This is a genomic window from Spirosoma sp. 48-14 (genome assembly GCF_001898575.1).
GTDB lineage: Bacteria > Bacteroidota > Bacteroidia > Cytophagales > Spirosomataceae > Spirosoma.
Genome location: NZ_MKUD01000009.1, coordinates 264,578 through 278,694, shown reverse-complemented (window position 1 = coordinate 278,694; position 14,117 = coordinate 264,578). Strand labels below are relative to the sequence as shown.

Below are 14,117 nucleotides of genomic sequence, written 5' to 3'. Positions count from 1 at the left end.
AGCCATGTTACACAATTTATCGCCAGAAGTGACCGATTTTGTACTGCGTAACCAGTTCTTTGGACGCATTGGCTGCTACGCCGATGGACAGGTATTGGTTCTGCCAGTGGCCTATCTCTACGATGGGCAGGCTATTTATGGGCAAACGCGGGAAGGAACAAAGACACATCTGCTACGGAAAAATCCGAAAGTATGTTTTGAAGTCGATGAGATGACTACACCAACCTGCTGGCGGAGTGTGGTAATACAGGGGGAGTATGAGGAATTACAAGGTGATGAGCGGATGTATGTAGCGCAACGCCTGGGGCCTGGGCGGGTGGCCCCACGCATGTATACGCAGGAAGTGGTCGCTGAGCCCGTTATCGAGAAACCCATGATTGTGTATCGAATTCGGATTCTGAGTAAGACGGGGCGTAGTGAAACAAAAGAGTAGGGCCGATAACCTGTTTTAATCCATACAGTCATGGAAGCGCTTGATACCACCATCATTGCCGTGTACATCGTTGTCAATAGTCTGTCGGTGGTCCAGTTGATCGCCAGTTTTCGGTGGCCACTGGCTGCCCGGATCGGCTTCTTTGTACTTTTTCTGGGAGCAGCTATCATCAACACACGTACAGGGCTGGAGACGCCCTGGCTTTATCAGGATTTTGCCGATTACGCCATTCCGTTGTACCGTCGATTCATTCTGGGGTCTTTCGAATCAATGATCACGCCTATGGTGCAAAGCATTGCTGTAGGCCAATTGCTGATTGCAGCATCAATGTTTATGGAAGGCAACTGGTTTAGGGCAGGGTGCCTGGGTGGTATTATTTTCTGCCTGGCTATTACCCCGCTTGGGTTCGCAGCCGCTTTCCCGGCTACCCTGCTCATGGCGATGGCTTTTTATCAGCTTTATCGACGGGGTAATGATCGACTGGAAAAGAAGGAAGTAGACACCAGAACATTGGCTTTGCCTTTTAATTAAAGAGAACGTTTATCGCTAGCCGTTATAGCTATCTGAATGGTATTGCTATCAGGCTGATTACGCTTGTTTGTTTTCGCAATTCTTGTCAACATGATACCAACCGAAACCCCTCCCCAGGCTCGCTCTGATCAGCACCGTATTCGGCCCCTGGTGACGAATGCGCTCACCCAGGCGTTCGATGGGCCCAAAGATCGCCGGTCGGAACTCCGGTTTATTGTCCAGGTTGGCTGGCAGTTTTTGAAAGGCCTACGGACGCTTCACTTTGTGGGGCCATGTGTTACGGTCTTTGGATCAGCGCGTTTTCCGGAAGATCATCCCTATTATAAACTGGCGCGTCAGGTTGGGCGAGCCATTCGGGACCTCGGCTTTACGGTGATGACGGGTGGAGGACCAGGGTTGATGGAGGCAGCTAATCGGGGTGCTTATGAGGCTGGTGGCCGGTCGGTAGGCTGCAATATTCGGCTGCCATTTGAGCAGCGGCCCAATCCCTATTTGCATACCGGCGTTACGATCGACTTCTTTTTTGTACGGAAAGTTCTCCTGCTGAAGTATTCCTACGCCTTTGTGGTGATGCCTGGTGGCTGGGGAACGATGGATGAGCTATTTGAAACGCTGACACTCGTACAAACCGGTGTGATTCATCGGTTTCCGGTGGTTTTAATGGGCCGCGACTATTATCAGCCGTTGCTGGAGTATATGCAGACTATGATTCAGGCGGGAACGATTAGTCAGAACGACTTACAGTATGTCTGTTTAACCGACGATGTAGCGGAAGCCCAGCGGCATATTCAGACGTATGTTCAGCAAAACTATAAGGTTGTTAAACGACGCAAGCCTTTATGGTGGTTGCTGGAGCGGGTGTGAGTGAATTGCTTTTGCTATAGAACCTTATCTAGTCATTTCTTAAGACATGTCATGTATAAAATCCTCTTATTAACTGATTTCTCAGCGGCCTCACAACATGCGATTGCGTATACCCAGGCCCTTTTCGACGATACAGCGGCCGACTTTTGTTTGCTGTATGTCTGCCCTATTGAGCCCGATATGGAGTATGCTGGTGCTACCTTGTTAGCCGAACGCTGGCAGATGGCCGAAAAATCGCTCAAACAACTCCGTGCCGAAATAACCGGTCCATCATCGCCTGCGTACCATACCTACCGAACGATGGCCGTGATGGGCTCACCAGCCGGTATTGTAAATCAACTGCTGGTGAAAGAGCATTATGATTTGGTCGTACTAGGGGCTACGGGTTCAGGATGGAGCGAACTGTTGGGGAGTGTAGCCACCGATCTGGTCCGCGATGCAAAAACGAACGTGCTGGTTATTCCGGCGTCGGCACCTATCCGGCCTATGAAAACGATTGTTCTGGCAACCGATTATCGGTCCGTCAACGATGCTCAGTCGCTTCGCCTATTGAACGACCTGGCGAGTCGGAAAGACGCCGACCTGACGGTACTAACAATCGAAAACCCAGAAAAACCCGAAACCCGGACGTCGGCATTAGGGCGTCAATATATACTGGACGCCTTTCAGGAAGTGCAGACGGATACCTACACCATTTATGACGACAGTGTGTTACGTGGCATCAGGACCTACCTGAAAATGCATACAGTCGATATGCTGGTTATGCTGCCGCATCATAAAAGCTTATTCGACATTATCCGGCACAGAAGTGTGAGTCGCACAATGGCTTTTCAGCCTACGGTTCCGTTCCTTGCCCTTTACGATGCCCCGTTGCGAGACCAGCCATCGAAATTCGATAAAATACCATTTGCCACTTACCTAGATTAATATACGTATGAAAACCGACAAATATCGTCAGCTCACGGATGTGCATCTGCTGCATCGGATCTGGCGCAGCGAACTGGAACTGGCTCTTCAGGAGGTGAACTTTTGGGAAGACCTGCTGGGAACCTTAGATGAAACAATAAACCCAACATTGATGCCTGTCGAAACCTGGCAAACAGAAATTAGTCAGCTTCATCATTTTCGACGCTTGATCAAGCGGCTGCTGAATGAGATTCAGGAAGTGAATGAGCAGGTAGCTTTAGGGGTGCGGTTCGATCAGGTATTGGATAAAGATACCCGTCTGAACCACCAGTACTTACGCGAAGAAATGGATAGCTTCCATACTGATTTTCGCACTTTCAAAAACGACATACGGCAGTACCTGGCCGCCCAGCCTGCCTTATAAAGACAGCTATTTTCGTCCTGATAATCCCGCTACAGCCTACAGAGCCAGTAGCGGGATTGTCGTTTCAGCATAAAAAACCAGTTCAGGAAGCCCGAACTGGTTTCGCCACTCGTATACTAGTTTAATTAACCAACTACAACGCAACTGTTTGCGGGGTACGCTTGCTCTGGATGAGTGAGATTGCTGAGGGTTACCTGAGCAATCTGTGAAAGCGCTTCTTCGGTTAAGAAGCCCTGATGAGAAGTTACCACCACATTCGGTAAATGGGTCAGCGTATTAAGTGCTGAATCTGGCAATGGTTTCTCCGACCAATCGGCAAAGAAGTAGTCCTCTTCAAGCTCGTATACATCCAGGCCAAATGCACCTAATTGGCCCGATTGCAGAGCGTGTAGCACAGCTGGAGTATCTATCAGGCCACCCCGACTGGTATTGAGCAGATAAGCCCCTGTTTTCATCAGCTTCAGTGAATCACTGTTGATGAGGTGATGCGTTTCGGGGGTAAGTGGGCAATGTAATGAGACAATATCGGACGCCGATAATAGCTCAGGTAGCGTCCGGTATTCAACACCCAACTGTTGTAATACTGCCGATCGTATCTTGTCGTAGGCAATCACATGACAGCCAAAACCAAGCATAATTCGGGCAAAGGCGACCCCGATCTTGCCAGTACCCACAATGCCAATCCGCTTTCCGTAGAGATCAAAGCCAAGCAGGCCATCGAGTGTAAAATTATTTTTTCGGGTACGCTGGTAAGCCAGATGTATTTTTCGATTCAGTGCCATCAGCAGCGCTACCGTATGTTCGGCCACCGAGTGGGGCGAGTAAGTTGGGACTCGTAAAACCCGAATGCCAAGTTGCTGGGCCGTTTCTATATCGACCTGGTTATAGCCTGTGCAGCGCAAAGCCACCAGTTTAATCCCCAGGTCGGCCAGGCGCTGGAGCGTAGGCGCGTTAAGCTGATCATGGACAAACACACAGATCGCGTCGTGACCAGCCGCCAGTATCGCCGTTTCTGGAGAAAGCGTCTGAGGAATAAACGTCAGTTGATATTGCGTGGCCTGATTGGCCGATTCCAGAAACGGCTGTTCAAACGGCTGGTAGCTAAAAAAGGCAATTTTCATCGTGTGGGTAAACGGAGTTCGATCTAAACAATAGCCAGTAAGGGTAAATCCGTCAGGCGGGCCATGCGTTGGGTTTCGCCTTCCGAAAATAGCTGCCACAGCCAGCTCCGGCTTTGTGGAAGCATCATGATCAGATCCGCTTTGTTGGTGTGCGAAAAGTCAAGCAGGGTTGTATACACTTCCTGCCCCCCGACAATACTCAGTGTATGTGGTTGCTGACTGAGCAGTCGACGAATGAGCTCAGCCCGCTCTTTTACCTGAGGGTCTGCAGGAGTTTCGCTGATGCAGAGAACGTTGATAACACTGCCAAACTCCCGTGCAAAGGTGATGGCGGTTTCCAGTGCAATAGCATTGGGTGGTAGTGCCAGGTCGATACCTAATACCGTGTTTTTTAGCCCGGCATAGGCTGTCGCTGGCGGAACCAGCAGCAACGGGACTTCAGTTTCGGCAACCATGCTGGTCGCAATACTGCCCATTAGCTGCGCACTTTGCGGAGCCGTACCTACCGTCGACATGATGAGCAGATCAGCCCGTTGAGCTTTGGTAAACTGCCGGATGGCGTTCATGGTATGCCCTTCCTGAGCAACACACTCAACCGGGATGGTAAGGTCGAAATCCGTTTCAAGTTGACGGGCAAGATGGTTTAAGGCTTTTTCACTGTTGGCCTGCATGGCTTTTACCGACAAAGGGAAATCGCCTTCTTTAGCCGGATTGTCGGGCCAGAGGTGAAAGGCATGAAAAAGAACAAGACGAGCCTTTTGCTCATTCGCCAGTTGGGCCGCAAACTGAGCAACCCGATTGGCATTCGTCGAAAAATCAGTAGCAAGAACAATCGTTTTCATAAGTGAAGTAGAGTCTGGCCTATGCTGCGAACCAGTCGGCAAAGTGCCAGCGTATTAAATGACCCTGTAAAGCAACGGCTATTCTGCCACAGCGCTTATGATGGCAATCAGACGGTTGGGTGATTTTGGTAAGTAAGCAAGCTTAAGGGCACTGATCCGAATGGCCCTTCTCCATTTATCGGCTATTTTCTACAGTCTATTGACCCATTCCGACACTTCGTCAGATCTTGCTTTCAGTCGGGCCGGGCAACCTGCTACATTTGTCCGCAAGTGAACGAGGTCTGTCCAATTATGGACATTGTCAAAAAATGGCATGATGGTTAATCGTTTGATTTTTAGGTGGTTAATTAGATTGGCACAGCCTTTGGATTCACATAGACAACACAGTAAACAACACATTCAAAACACATAACACAAATACTACCATGTTAACACTAATGAGCAAAGTCGCAGCGTCAATCTTAGTAAGTGCTTCGGCGTTAATGAACCCTACTACCCCTAAAGGCCTTTCGTTCGATGCAAGTGCCTATGTTACAGCCAATCATGAAATTCGGGTGGCTGTTCAGAAATCAGCGCCTATTCCAGTCGTTGTCCTATTGAAAAACAAGAACAACCAGGTTGTTTTTGAGCAAAACATCGGCAAGAAAGAAGAGAAGTATGCGATGAAACTGAACGTAGACGAACTGACCGACGGCGATTACGAACTGGAAATCAAATCCAGCGAAGGCAGTATCCGTAAACAGGTGAATTTGTCAACAAAACCAGTTGAGCAAAGTAACCGTGTCATTGCTATGCAATAAGCGCAGGTGAATGTAAAAGCACGAAAGCCCGGTACAACCGGGCTTTCGTGCTTTTACGTAATGAGCAGTTAATAGAGACTCAACTGTGAAGTACAAATGGCTTGTATACGCTCACGGCTACGTTTCAGGCGCATCTTAACAGCACTTGGCTTGAGCTCATATAGCTGGGCAATGGCATCTATACTCATCCCATCTTCATATTTCATGCGTAATAGTTTGCGTTCATCATCGGTCAGCCGATCCATAGCAATCCGCATGAGTTGCAAGATCTCTTCATGAAGTTGCGCATCGCCATAATCGGCTCGGGTTTCCTGCAGATGGACCGTTAAATCCGTGGTAGGTATGCGCCGGGCTAGCCGGAGTTGGTCGGCACAATAGTTGTAGGCAATGGAATAAAGCCAGGTAGAAAAACTTGAGCGCTGTTGGAAGGCATCTAACTTATGAAACGCCTTCAGGAAAATGTCCTGTGTGAAATCTTGCGCTTGCTCAGAGTCGTTGGTCATCGATAGGCATTGCTGGTAGACTTTGCCTACATACCGGTTGTAAAGAGCTTCAAAACATTGGTTAGGCTGCTGGGGCAGGTAGTGACGAATCATTTCTTCATCACTTAGGTGAACTTTCATGGTGTATTGGTAACAAGAAGTTTAGATATTGCTTTCAAATTTAATTAAATATTTCATCGTTTTTTATATAAGCCTGAAATACAGGGCTTAAACCTAATGAATCTATTAAACGGTGTATATACACACATCATAAATAGTAGAGTGGTATTATTTATAAGGTGGTTATATACACCATAAAAATGTTTACAGGTTTACATAGATTGTATATAGGAATCTTAGTTAAGTTAAATTGATTTGGCCACATAGTAAAAATGAGTACCATGTAGAGTTTAGGTAATGGCTTTTGTTTAACTTTGATGGCTTAATATGGTTATAATGTTAAACAAAAATTTGCGTGGAAGATAAATCTCCACCAGATGGTTTCCTTATGCATGAGGGAAACCATAAACGTGTGTTGATGAACTGGCTGTTGGTTACGGCCGATTTTCATTCAAATTATAGTCGATTGGTTAAGTGCCTGAATGATCTTGGGGCCAAACATAACCCACCTGATCAGGGCAAGCCATGTGCCACTCAATTCGCCATTGGTCCGCTGGTGTCGTTGGTGAATGCAATGAAACAGGAACTGGAAAGATTAGTGCTCGATGTTGATCAGTACCATGAGCCAGATTCCACTAATCAGGATGAGTACTACACCAAACTTGCAGATCATACGCGGACGATCAGGGCGTTAAACAGGCAGGCAAATACACTATTGCAATTAGCCACACTGCCATCGACACGCCAGTAAATTATGCCAGGGGTAAGTAGAGCTGAAATATAGCCCCATGGCCTGGCTGACTGGTAGCTGTAATCGCGCCACCATGATTTTGGGCTACTTTTTCACAAATAGCAAGGCCAACGCCCGTTCCGGCAAATTCGTTTTTGCCATGAAGGCGCTGGAACACCTGAAAAATCCGGTCCAGGTATTTTTCATCGAAGCCGATGCCGTTATCGGCTACACTGATGCAGGTATACACAGCCGAGGATCGGGTGGGTTTAATTGAGTCGGGCAACTCTGTAGATGGAACGGTATGGGCAAATACACGAATAGTTGGAATCACGTCTTTTTGCCTGAATTTAAGCGAGTTACCTAGTAAGTTCTGGAATAGCTGCGTAAGCTGAGGTACATCGGCCGCAATCACGGGCAGGTCTTCTATCGTAATTTCAGCCATTGACTCCTCCACGCTCACCGATAAATTGTCCAGGGCTGTTTGTATAATTTGTGTTAGAGGAATCTCAATCGGTTCTTCCTGTCGGGTAGACAGGCGCGAATAGGTGAGGAGGTCCTTGATCAGAATCGACATGCGGGCCGCAGCCGACTGCATCCGGTCCAGATAGAGCAAGTCTTCACCCGACAAGGTTGCACTGCGTGTTTTGATCAGATCACCGAATTGCTGTATTTTCCGTAAAGGTTCCTGTAAATCATGACTGGCAATGTAGGCAAACTGACTGAGCTTGGCATTACTCAGGTTGAGTTCTTTAATGGTTGTTTCCAGTTTCTGCTGCGATTGCTCTAGCTCTTCTTTGGCGCGGCTTAGTTCTTCTTTTTCCTGGAGTGTTTGTCCAACAATTTTTTGTGCATCAATATTGACCACAAAGCCTGTCCAGGCATTTACTTTACTGAGTTCATTAGCGACGGGCTGGGCTGAGAACAAATGCCATAAGTATGCCTGCGTCGCTTTTTCTTTTAGCCGGAACTCATACTGAATGGGCTGATGACGACTCGCTTTTTCGGTCCATAGCTTCCAGAACGGAAGGTAATCGTTCGGATGGATAATGTCAGACCATTTACTTTGGTTAAGGCTTTGGATGGACCGGCCTGTAAATTCGGTTACCCACTCATTGGCATACAGGAGCTGGCCCATCTGATTGGCGGTAAAAATCATCAGCGGCAGCGAGTTGGTAACCTGTTTATAGTGGTCCTCGCTGGCTTTCAGCCGTTGCGACAACTCCTGTAACTGATCGTTTTTTCGCTTTATCTCATCATAAGCCGACAAAGGCTGATCGGCCATAAACTGAGCGCGCCAATCCTGAATCCGTTCAGCACTGATCCGGCGGCTGATGGGAAGGTTGAAATACAAGGTAATCTTACTGGCCAGGCCAGTGTTGCTGATTTCCAGCTTTTCGACCAGACGCTGGGCATACTGCAATCCTTGATGAAGTGGATTGGCTACGGTTAGCGTTTTATCTTCAACGATCGCCATCAGGGCCTGGTTGCGCTGATAATGGGTTGCGCCCAGCATCAGAATCGGTTCGGTACCATGCTCCAGACTGTAGCGGGCTACTTCTGACACCGCCGTGGCAAACGTAGTTTGGGCCGCCAGCGACAATCCGGCTAGCTCGGCTAATTTCATAGCACGTTTATGGGCCAGAATCAGGTCCATTTCATTGCTGAGCAGTACTTTAGCTAATTCCTCCATAGGTAGCCTGCATACGCCCGATAAACAGTGATGCATCATCAGTTTGTCGGGCGTAATCTTTATATAGAGCTGCTGCCAGAACCGTTAGGTCGTAGCGATGTATTAACGGATATTTGGTTGTATCCCAACGGGATTGAAGCCCATCGGAACACATAATCAATAACTGGCCTGGTTCTAGCGGTAAAAAGTGGTCATTCATGGCTGAAGGAAGATTCATGCCGATAATGCCATTATACGACAAAAGGTTTTTATTGGTTATGGTGCCACTTAACCGAGTCGAAATGTTACCAACGCCACACCAGTTCCACCGCTGATTCTTCATATCGTATACAACAATTGAACCTACCAGGCCGCGTGTTTTATTTACGGAACGGTGCAAGAACCGGATAATGTCTGCCGGGCGATTATCGACACAAATCCGAAACGCATTGATCGCGGACTGAACAGCCGTATAGGCTTCTGGCCCATGACCTAGGCCATCGCCTACAAAGAGTTTAATATAATCGTCGGTTTTCTTAACGTAAATGCCATCGCCACACATCGTTTCGCCCGGTTTGGCAACAAGCAGGGACCGAAACTCGAACCCTGCTATTTTGGTTTGTGTAGCCAATGGGTTTTTAAAAACTCTGACCAGTACAATGGTTCCCCAGCCTTTAATCGAATAGAGTTGCGACTGATCGGCCAGGCGTTTGATCGATCCCAGACCATGCCCCAGTGTATTAGTGGTTGATACGCCATCCTGCATCATTCGGGCTGGGTCGGCCATGCCAGGGCCATTATCCAGGCTAATGATTTCCAGACCCGAATTGCTGGCAAGCTGAAAGTGTCGGACCAGCAATTCTCCTCCTCCTGCGTGCTTGATGAGGTTAGACGTTAATTCGGCAATGATCAAGTCGATTTCGTTCAGCCGTTGTGTAGTGAATCCTACCAGCGTGGCGAGTTGATAGATACCTTTTTTGATGCTCGACAAATAACTTCGGTCAAGTGCCTGAAAGCGTACGTGAGGAGAGTTATCCATTCTTCCATTTTAAAATAGTTACTGTAGTGCCCTGTCCCACAACGCTTTGGATTGAGAATTCATTGACCAGCCGTTTGGTGCCTGGCAGGCCTAAGCCGAGGCTCTTTCCGGTTGAGTAGCCATCCTGCATAGCCAGATTAATATCGGCTATGCCTGGCCCTTTATCCGAAAATGTCAGTCGTACGCCCGTGTCGCGGCCACGACTTACGACTTCAATCAGGACATTACCCGTACCCGCATAGCGGAGCATGTTGCGGACCAGTTCACTGGCGGCTGTAATGAGCTTTGTTTGATTCACAAGGCCCATCCCAATTTTCACAGCTACCTCTTTAACCCGGTTTCGGAGGGGCACCACATCCTGCTCTCGGGTGATAGCGATGCTGTCTTTACTCAGTGTGATCAGCATCGTCGTCAATCAGTTCATCATCGGAGCCGATTTTTGTTTGCAGGAGAGCCATACCTCGCTCTACATCGAGGGCTGTATACACACCACTTAACGATAGCCCCAACTCAATTAAGGTAATGGCAACGGCAGGTTGCATCCCTACAACCACCGTTTCGGCATCAAGGACCCGAGTCATACTAGCAATATTGCCCAGAATGCGCCCCATAAACGAATCGACTATCGAGACTGCCGAAATATCGATCAGTACCCCACGAGCGCCGGTTTTATGAACCATATTGACCAGATCAGTTTCCAGATTCAAAGCTAACCGATCGTATAAATCGACCTGAATGGTAACCAGCAGAAAAGGCCCCATTCGCAGAATTGGTATTTTATCCATCGCTTCTACAGGAATTTCTTTTCAGGTTCTGCTCGTTTCACCGTTAGTTTGTTCATGTTGAATGCGTGCTTGAGCGCACTGGCCAGCGTCGCTTTGGTAATGATATTGGACAGATCAATTCCCAGATGAACAACCGTCTGGGCAATTTCTGGCCGGATACCGCTAATAATACAGTCGGCGCCCATCAGTCGGGTAGCGCTGACAGTTTTGATCAGGTGCTGCGCTACCAGTGAATCGACGGCAGGAACACCGGATATATCCAGAATGGCGATACTACTACCTGTATCGACAATTTTCTGGAGAAGACTTTCCATAACCACCTGCGTCCGGGCACTGTCTAGCGTACCGATGATCGGCAAGGCAAGAATCCCATCCCATACCTGAATGACCGGCGTAGAAATATCGCTGATCTCTTCCGTTTGCCGGAAAATAACTTCCTCACGGCCTTTTATAAACGTTTCGAACGTGACAACGCCAAAACTATCCAATAGGCGGTTGAATTTAAGACTGATTTCAAAAAGTTGAACGGGATCGCTGCTTAAATCCTGCTGAAGCAAGTCAAAGATGGCGTCTTTCAGACTAAAAATATAAAGGCCGGTTTCGCGCGGAGAGAAGCCTTGCCGAGCCCTCGACATGGAAATACCCGACAGTAGTTCAAACAGTTCGTCGAATCTGGACGACTCGATTTGGTTTATATTTTCGTCGTTTACTGTCTTTACCAGTAGATTAACTAATTCTTCAGATTGCAGACGAAGTTCGTCATTCGACATTAAATCATCCCGGAGGGTATCACTGGCTAACTGTTTCTGGGTCCATGTATCTAAAAGGCGGTCCTTATTTTTCTTCAGAAATTGAGCTACACTATTGGTCATGAGGCAAGTTGATTGGAAAACTAGCAAATGTAAAAATTACTTAGTGATTACTGTAATTTATTAGGGAATGGTTAGGCTGGGCCAATGCAAAACAAGGTAACCCGATTGGGTTATACTTTATAAAATGTAAATATGTTGAAATTATTTATTGATAGATAGTATGCGGGATATTGACCCGATCGGTTTGATACTCCGAAAGCATCATGAATGAGCCGTTACCTCAATGGATATAGGCGAAACGGCTTGTCGCTAAACAGGCTTTACGGGCGAAGATTACAGGAATGACTAGGCTGCTGAATAGGCTCTCAGGCCTACTATGCCAATACCAATCAGTAACAGAAAGAAGAGTTCGGTAGCCGTCAAGGGGGCTTTCAGCACGGTTACGTCGATGACCTTTACCAACGCTAATGTCATGGCAGTCCAGATGGCGAAAGCAGTTGGTGTAGAAATCTGTTTTAAAGCCAGCGAGAAAAAGAACATGTTGATTAGGCCAGAAATAATATTGGCTAAAAAAGGGAGCAGGATTGGTAAACCCACACCGGGCAAATAAAATGAATTCCAGTGCAGCGTTGTCAATTTATCGAAGGCCATGTAGTTGAGCGAATATGTCCAGCCAGTTTGAAAAAGTGCTGCAATTAATAGAAATAGCCACGCATACATAGAGGTAAGGGTAATTTTACTCAGCAAACTATCGATCGGTAGTAAAGGTAAATTACCGCCATGATCTGTATGTTATCAGTCTATTACTGATTTATAAAGGATTCGTTCGTGGCTTATTAGGGGCGTTTTGCCGTTGGCGATCTATCGGGAAAAAAGGGTATGGAGTAAGTATATGATGAAGGGGCTGGGCGGTAAGTCGCTCGTATCGTCAGGTTGGGGCTCGTAAAGCTGCTTTCGTTTCTGTTGGCTGAAATCATAACACTTTGGAAATACTTCGGTAAAACTGGGGTAATCTCTAACTGCTTGTTTTGCGCTTTCATTGGTGGCTTTTTCTGGAAGGTCTTTCGTTCAGTTGTCTGTTTTTGCTGATTAGCTGATAACACTCTCTCAATACTAGATGCATGATAATGAAGACGTTACTCTTCATTGTGGTTGGCCTGATCGGCCTTTCTTCCTTCTTTAGATGGGATCTCGTCATTGGCTTAACTTCCTCTGTCACAATCGATTCGCTGGGGGCTTGTCAGGGTGTAAGTTATCAGCCGGATAAGGTGTATTTATATGGCGATCGGGAGGTCGGTATGATCCGTTCGTACAGGGTTGGCAAAGAATCGCTCACGTATACCGGGCAGGAGGTGAAATTAACTGTCGATGGTCAGGATGTAATCAATCACCCGACAGGTATTGCCTACAACCAAACGGGCCCGACCTTCATTGGCAACAGCATCCGGCTGAATCCTGAAGGCACCAAATGGCGGGCCGTAATCTATATGGTCAATTGGGCGGGACTGCTTCGGACAGGTACGCTGGACGATAACCTGCTGAATACGATTGAGGATGATGCGTGCATTCAGGGCACCAGACCCGAGTATGTGCGCTATCAGAACAAATGGTATGTGGCCACAGCCGATTATGGCGATAAAGCGAATGAGGTGCGGCTTTACGATCCACTGTTGCTGGCGAAAGCGAAAAAGACCAGTGAGCCTGGTGTGGTTGTGAAAAAATTTACCTGCTCACCCTGGGTGCAAAATCTCCATTGGGTACCATCGAAAGGCGTATTGGTGCTGATTCAGAATCAGATAGAAGGGCGACGCTGGCGATTTACGTTTCTGGACCTCAAACGGTCTATCGAGTCGGGACGGGAACAGGTCATTAAAACCGTCGACATCGACAAAGCGGACGAATTAGAAGGATTTACACTTTTAGGCGATAGGCTGACCGGCCTTGCCGTGACCTCATCGCGGACCAATAATGTGCATTTTATGAATCTTGCCTGGTAAACCACCAGGGTTTTGCTGTACAACTAATCCAATTCTATACAACTTGACATGAATCATTACTCAATTCCATTGAGCAGGTACCTCTTTGGCTTTATGCTGCTGATCGGCCTGCTTACCAGCCAGACAGTAGTGCTGGCGAACCTACGCAAAACGTTCCTGCTTCATCAGGTTATTCGTATTAGTGGTACGGTCACCGATGAGCAGAACCAACCCATTCCGGGGGTCAATATTGTGGAAAAGCAAACCCGGAAAGGTACCGTTACGGATGCCAATGGCCAATTTTCGCTGGATGTAAATGCCGGAGCTACGCTGGTATTTTCGTCGGTAGGGTTTGCAACGCAGGAGGTGATAGTAGGCTCACAACCGATACTAACCGTACGGCTGAAAGAAGACGTCAACCAGTTGAGCGAAGTGGTGGCCGTGGGGTATCAGACGCTGCGGAAGAGCGATGTGACGGGAGCTATCTCCAATGTGAAAGCCCGCGAACTGAATGTGGCCGCTCCAACACTGGGTCAGGCACTGGTCGGTAAACTGGCGGGGGTTCAGGTCTCGCAGGTGA

General features: G+C 47.7%; 18 protein-coding genes. 9 read left to right on the top strand and 9 right to left on the bottom strand.

The window, feature by feature from the left end:
* Positions 1–4 precede the first annotated feature (4 nt).
* The 5 genes from BGO59_RS07915 (at position 5) to BGO59_RS07895 (ending at position 3,158) form a co-directional block, all read left to right on the top strand.
* A complete protein-coding gene (locus BGO59_RS07915; RefSeq protein WP_293682938.1) occupies positions 5–433 on the top strand; it encodes a pyridoxamine 5'-phosphate oxidase family protein in 429 nt (142 codons plus the stop codon).
* Between the two features lie 30 nt (positions 434–463).
* Positions 464–964, top strand: coding sequence for a hypothetical protein (locus tag BGO59_RS07910; RefSeq protein WP_293682936.1), 501 nt, complete (start codon positions 464–466; stop codon positions 962–964).
* Positions 965–1,054: 90 nt separating this feature from the next.
* Positions 1,055–1,828, top strand: coding sequence for a TIGR00730 family Rossman fold protein (locus BGO59_RS07905; RefSeq protein ID WP_293682934.1), 774 nt, complete (start codon positions 1,055–1,057; stop codon positions 1,826–1,828).
* Between the two features lie 51 nt (positions 1,829–1,879).
* A complete protein-coding gene (locus tag BGO59_RS07900; RefSeq protein ID WP_293682932.1) occupies positions 1,880–2,755 on the top strand; it encodes a universal stress protein in 876 nt (291 codons plus the stop codon).
* A gap of 7 nt (positions 2,756–2,762) precedes the next feature.
* Positions 2,763–3,158: a hypothetical protein gene (locus tag BGO59_RS07895; protein WP_293682930.1), complete on the top strand. Its 396-nt coding sequence runs from the start codon at positions 2,763–2,765 to the stop codon at positions 3,156–3,158.
* A gap of 125 nt (positions 3,159–3,283) precedes the next feature.
* Here BGO59_RS07895 and BGO59_RS07890 read toward each other — a convergent pair whose 3' ends face one another.
* Both BGO59_RS07890 and BGO59_RS07885 read right to left on the bottom strand, forming a co-directional pair.
* On the bottom strand, positions 3,284–4,279 hold the full coding sequence (locus BGO59_RS07890) for a 2-hydroxyacid dehydrogenase (RefSeq protein ID WP_293682928.1): 996 nt from the start codon (positions 4,277–4,279) through the stop codon (positions 3,284–3,286).
* Positions 4,280–4,302: 23 nt separating this feature from the next.
* Entirely contained in the window at positions 4,303–5,121 is an 819-nt protein-coding gene (locus tag BGO59_RS07885; protein WP_293682926.1) for a universal stress protein, read from the bottom strand.
* Between the two features lie 437 nt (positions 5,122–5,558).
* On the opposite strand from BGO59_RS07885, the gene BGO59_RS07880 reads away from it, so the two are divergent.
* Positions 5,559–5,921: a hypothetical protein gene (locus tag BGO59_RS07880; RefSeq protein ID WP_293682924.1), complete on the top strand. Its 363-nt coding sequence runs from the start codon at positions 5,559–5,561 to the stop codon at positions 5,919–5,921.
* A gap of 68 nt (positions 5,922–5,989) precedes the next feature.
* Here the strand turns inward: BGO59_RS07880 and BGO59_RS07875 are convergent, their stop codons facing one another.
* A complete protein-coding gene (locus BGO59_RS07875; protein ID WP_293682922.1) occupies positions 5,990–6,544 on the bottom strand; it encodes a sigma-70 family RNA polymerase sigma factor in 555 nt (184 codons plus the stop codon).
* Between the two features lie 334 nt (positions 6,545–6,878).
* On the opposite strand from BGO59_RS07875, the gene BGO59_RS07870 reads away from it, so the two are divergent.
* On the top strand, positions 6,879–7,274 hold the full coding sequence (locus tag BGO59_RS07870; protein WP_293682920.1) for a hypothetical protein: 396 nt from the start codon (positions 6,879–6,881) through the stop codon (positions 7,272–7,274).
* Between the two features lies 1 nt (position 7,275).
* On the opposite strand, the gene BGO59_RS07865 is transcribed toward BGO59_RS07870, so the two are convergent.
* The 6 genes from BGO59_RS07865 to BGO59_RS07840 all read right to left on the bottom strand — a co-directional run bounded on the left by BGO59_RS07865 (position 7,276) and on the right by BGO59_RS07840 (position 12,281).
* Positions 7,276–8,946: an ATP-binding protein gene (locus BGO59_RS07865; protein ID WP_293682918.1), complete on the bottom strand. Its 1,671-nt coding sequence runs from the start codon at positions 8,944–8,946 to the stop codon at positions 7,276–7,278.
* Positions 8,930–9,964: an ATP-binding SpoIIE family protein phosphatase gene (locus BGO59_RS07860; protein ID WP_293682916.1), complete on the bottom strand. Its 1,035-nt coding sequence runs from the start codon at positions 9,962–9,964 to the stop codon at positions 8,930–8,932. The genes BGO59_RS07865 and BGO59_RS07860 overlap by 17 nt, the downstream gene beginning before the upstream one ends.
* The gene (locus tag BGO59_RS07855; RefSeq protein ID WP_293682914.1) at positions 9,957–10,370 is read right to left on the bottom strand and encodes an anti-sigma regulatory factor; all 414 of its coding nucleotides are present in this window, start codon (positions 10,368–10,370) and stop codon (positions 9,957–9,959) included. Before BGO59_RS07855 ends, BGO59_RS07860 begins: the two co-directional genes overlap by 8 nt.
* On the bottom strand, positions 10,351–10,749 hold the full coding sequence (locus tag BGO59_RS07850; RefSeq protein ID WP_293682912.1) for an STAS domain-containing protein: 399 nt from the start codon (positions 10,747–10,749) through the stop codon (positions 10,351–10,353). Before BGO59_RS07850 ends, BGO59_RS07855 begins: the two co-directional genes overlap by 20 nt.
* Before the next feature lie 5 nt (positions 10,750–10,754).
* Positions 10,755–11,621 (bottom strand): STAS domain-containing protein, encoded by an 867-nt coding sequence (locus BGO59_RS07845; protein ID WP_293682910.1) that lies wholly within the window; start codon positions 11,619–11,621, stop codon positions 10,755–10,757.
* 285 nt (positions 11,622–11,906) lie between these two features.
* Complete coding sequence (locus tag BGO59_RS07840; RefSeq protein ID WP_293682908.1) at positions 11,907–12,281, bottom strand: SMR family transporter; 375 nt, start codon at positions 12,279–12,281, stop codon at positions 11,907–11,909.
* A 407-nt stretch (positions 12,282–12,688) separates the two neighbouring features.
* Between BGO59_RS07840 and BGO59_RS07835 the strand changes: the two genes are divergently transcribed.
* Together BGO59_RS07835 and BGO59_RS07830 are read left to right on the top strand one after the other, a co-directional pair.
* A complete protein-coding gene (locus BGO59_RS07835) occupies positions 12,689–13,558 on the top strand; it encodes a hypothetical protein (protein WP_293682906.1) in 870 nt (289 codons plus the stop codon).
* A 48-nt stretch (positions 13,559–13,606) separates the two neighbouring features.
* Positions 13,607–14,117, top strand: a 511-nt coding sequence (locus BGO59_RS07830; protein ID WP_293682904.1) for a carboxypeptidase-like regulatory domain-containing protein, incomplete at its 3' end; no start/stop codon positions are given.

What these genes read in the sequence shown, in the direction of transcription:
- BGO59_RS07915 (WP_293682938.1), top strand. Translation starts at nt 5, where the DNA reads ATGTTACACAATTTATCGCCAGAAGTGACCGATTTTGTACTGCGTAAC.
- BGO59_RS07910 (WP_293682936.1), top strand. Translation starts at nt 464, where the DNA reads ATGGAAGCGCTTGATACCACCATCATTGCCGTGTACATCGTTGTCAAT.
- BGO59_RS07905 (WP_293682934.1), top strand. Translation starts at nt 1,055, where the DNA reads ATGATACCAACCGAAACCCCTCCCCAGGCTCGCTCTGATCAGCACCGT.
- BGO59_RS07900 (WP_293682932.1), top strand. Translation starts at nt 1,880, where the DNA reads ATGTATAAAATCCTCTTATTAACTGATTTCTCAGCGGCCTCACAACAT.
- BGO59_RS07895 (WP_293682930.1), top strand. Translation starts at nt 2,763, where the DNA reads ATGAAAACCGACAAATATCGTCAGCTCACGGATGTGCATCTGCTGCAT.
- BGO59_RS07890 (WP_293682928.1), bottom strand. Translation starts at nt 4,279, where the DNA reads ATGAAAATTGCCTTTTTTAGCTACCAGCCGTTTGAACAGCCGTTTCTG.
- BGO59_RS07885 (WP_293682926.1), bottom strand. Translation starts at nt 5,121, where the DNA reads ATGAAAACGATTGTTCTTGCTACTGATTTTTCGACGAATGCCAATCGG.
- BGO59_RS07880 (WP_293682924.1), top strand. Translation starts at nt 5,559, where the DNA reads ATGAGCAAAGTCGCAGCGTCAATCTTAGTAAGTGCTTCGGCGTTAATG.
- BGO59_RS07875 (WP_293682922.1), bottom strand. Translation starts at nt 6,544, where the DNA reads ATGAAAGTTCACCTAAGTGATGAAGAAATGATTCGTCACTACCTGCCC.
- BGO59_RS07865 (WP_293682918.1), bottom strand. Translation starts at nt 8,946, where the DNA reads ATGGAGGAATTAGCTAAAGTACTGCTCAGCAATGAAATGGACCTGATT.
- BGO59_RS07860 (WP_293682916.1), bottom strand. Translation starts at nt 9,964, where the DNA reads ATGGATAACTCTCCTCACGTACGCTTTCAGGCACTTGACCGAAGTTAT.
- BGO59_RS07855 (WP_293682914.1), bottom strand. Translation starts at nt 10,370, where the DNA reads ATGCTGATCACACTGAGTAAAGACAGCATCGCTATCACCCGAGAGCAG.
- BGO59_RS07850 (WP_293682912.1), bottom strand. Translation starts at nt 10,749, where the DNA reads ATGGATAAAATACCAATTCTGCGAATGGGGCCTTTTCTGCTGGTTACC.
- BGO59_RS07845 (WP_293682910.1), bottom strand. Translation starts at nt 11,621, where the DNA reads ATGACCAATAGTGTAGCTCAATTTCTGAAGAAAAATAAGGACCGCCTT.
- BGO59_RS07840 (WP_293682908.1), bottom strand. Translation starts at nt 12,281, where the DNA reads ATGTATGCGTGGCTATTTCTATTAATTGCAGCACTTTTTCAAACTGGC.
- BGO59_RS07835 (WP_293682906.1), top strand. Translation starts at nt 12,689, where the DNA reads ATGAAGACGTTACTCTTCATTGTGGTTGGCCTGATCGGCCTTTCTTCC.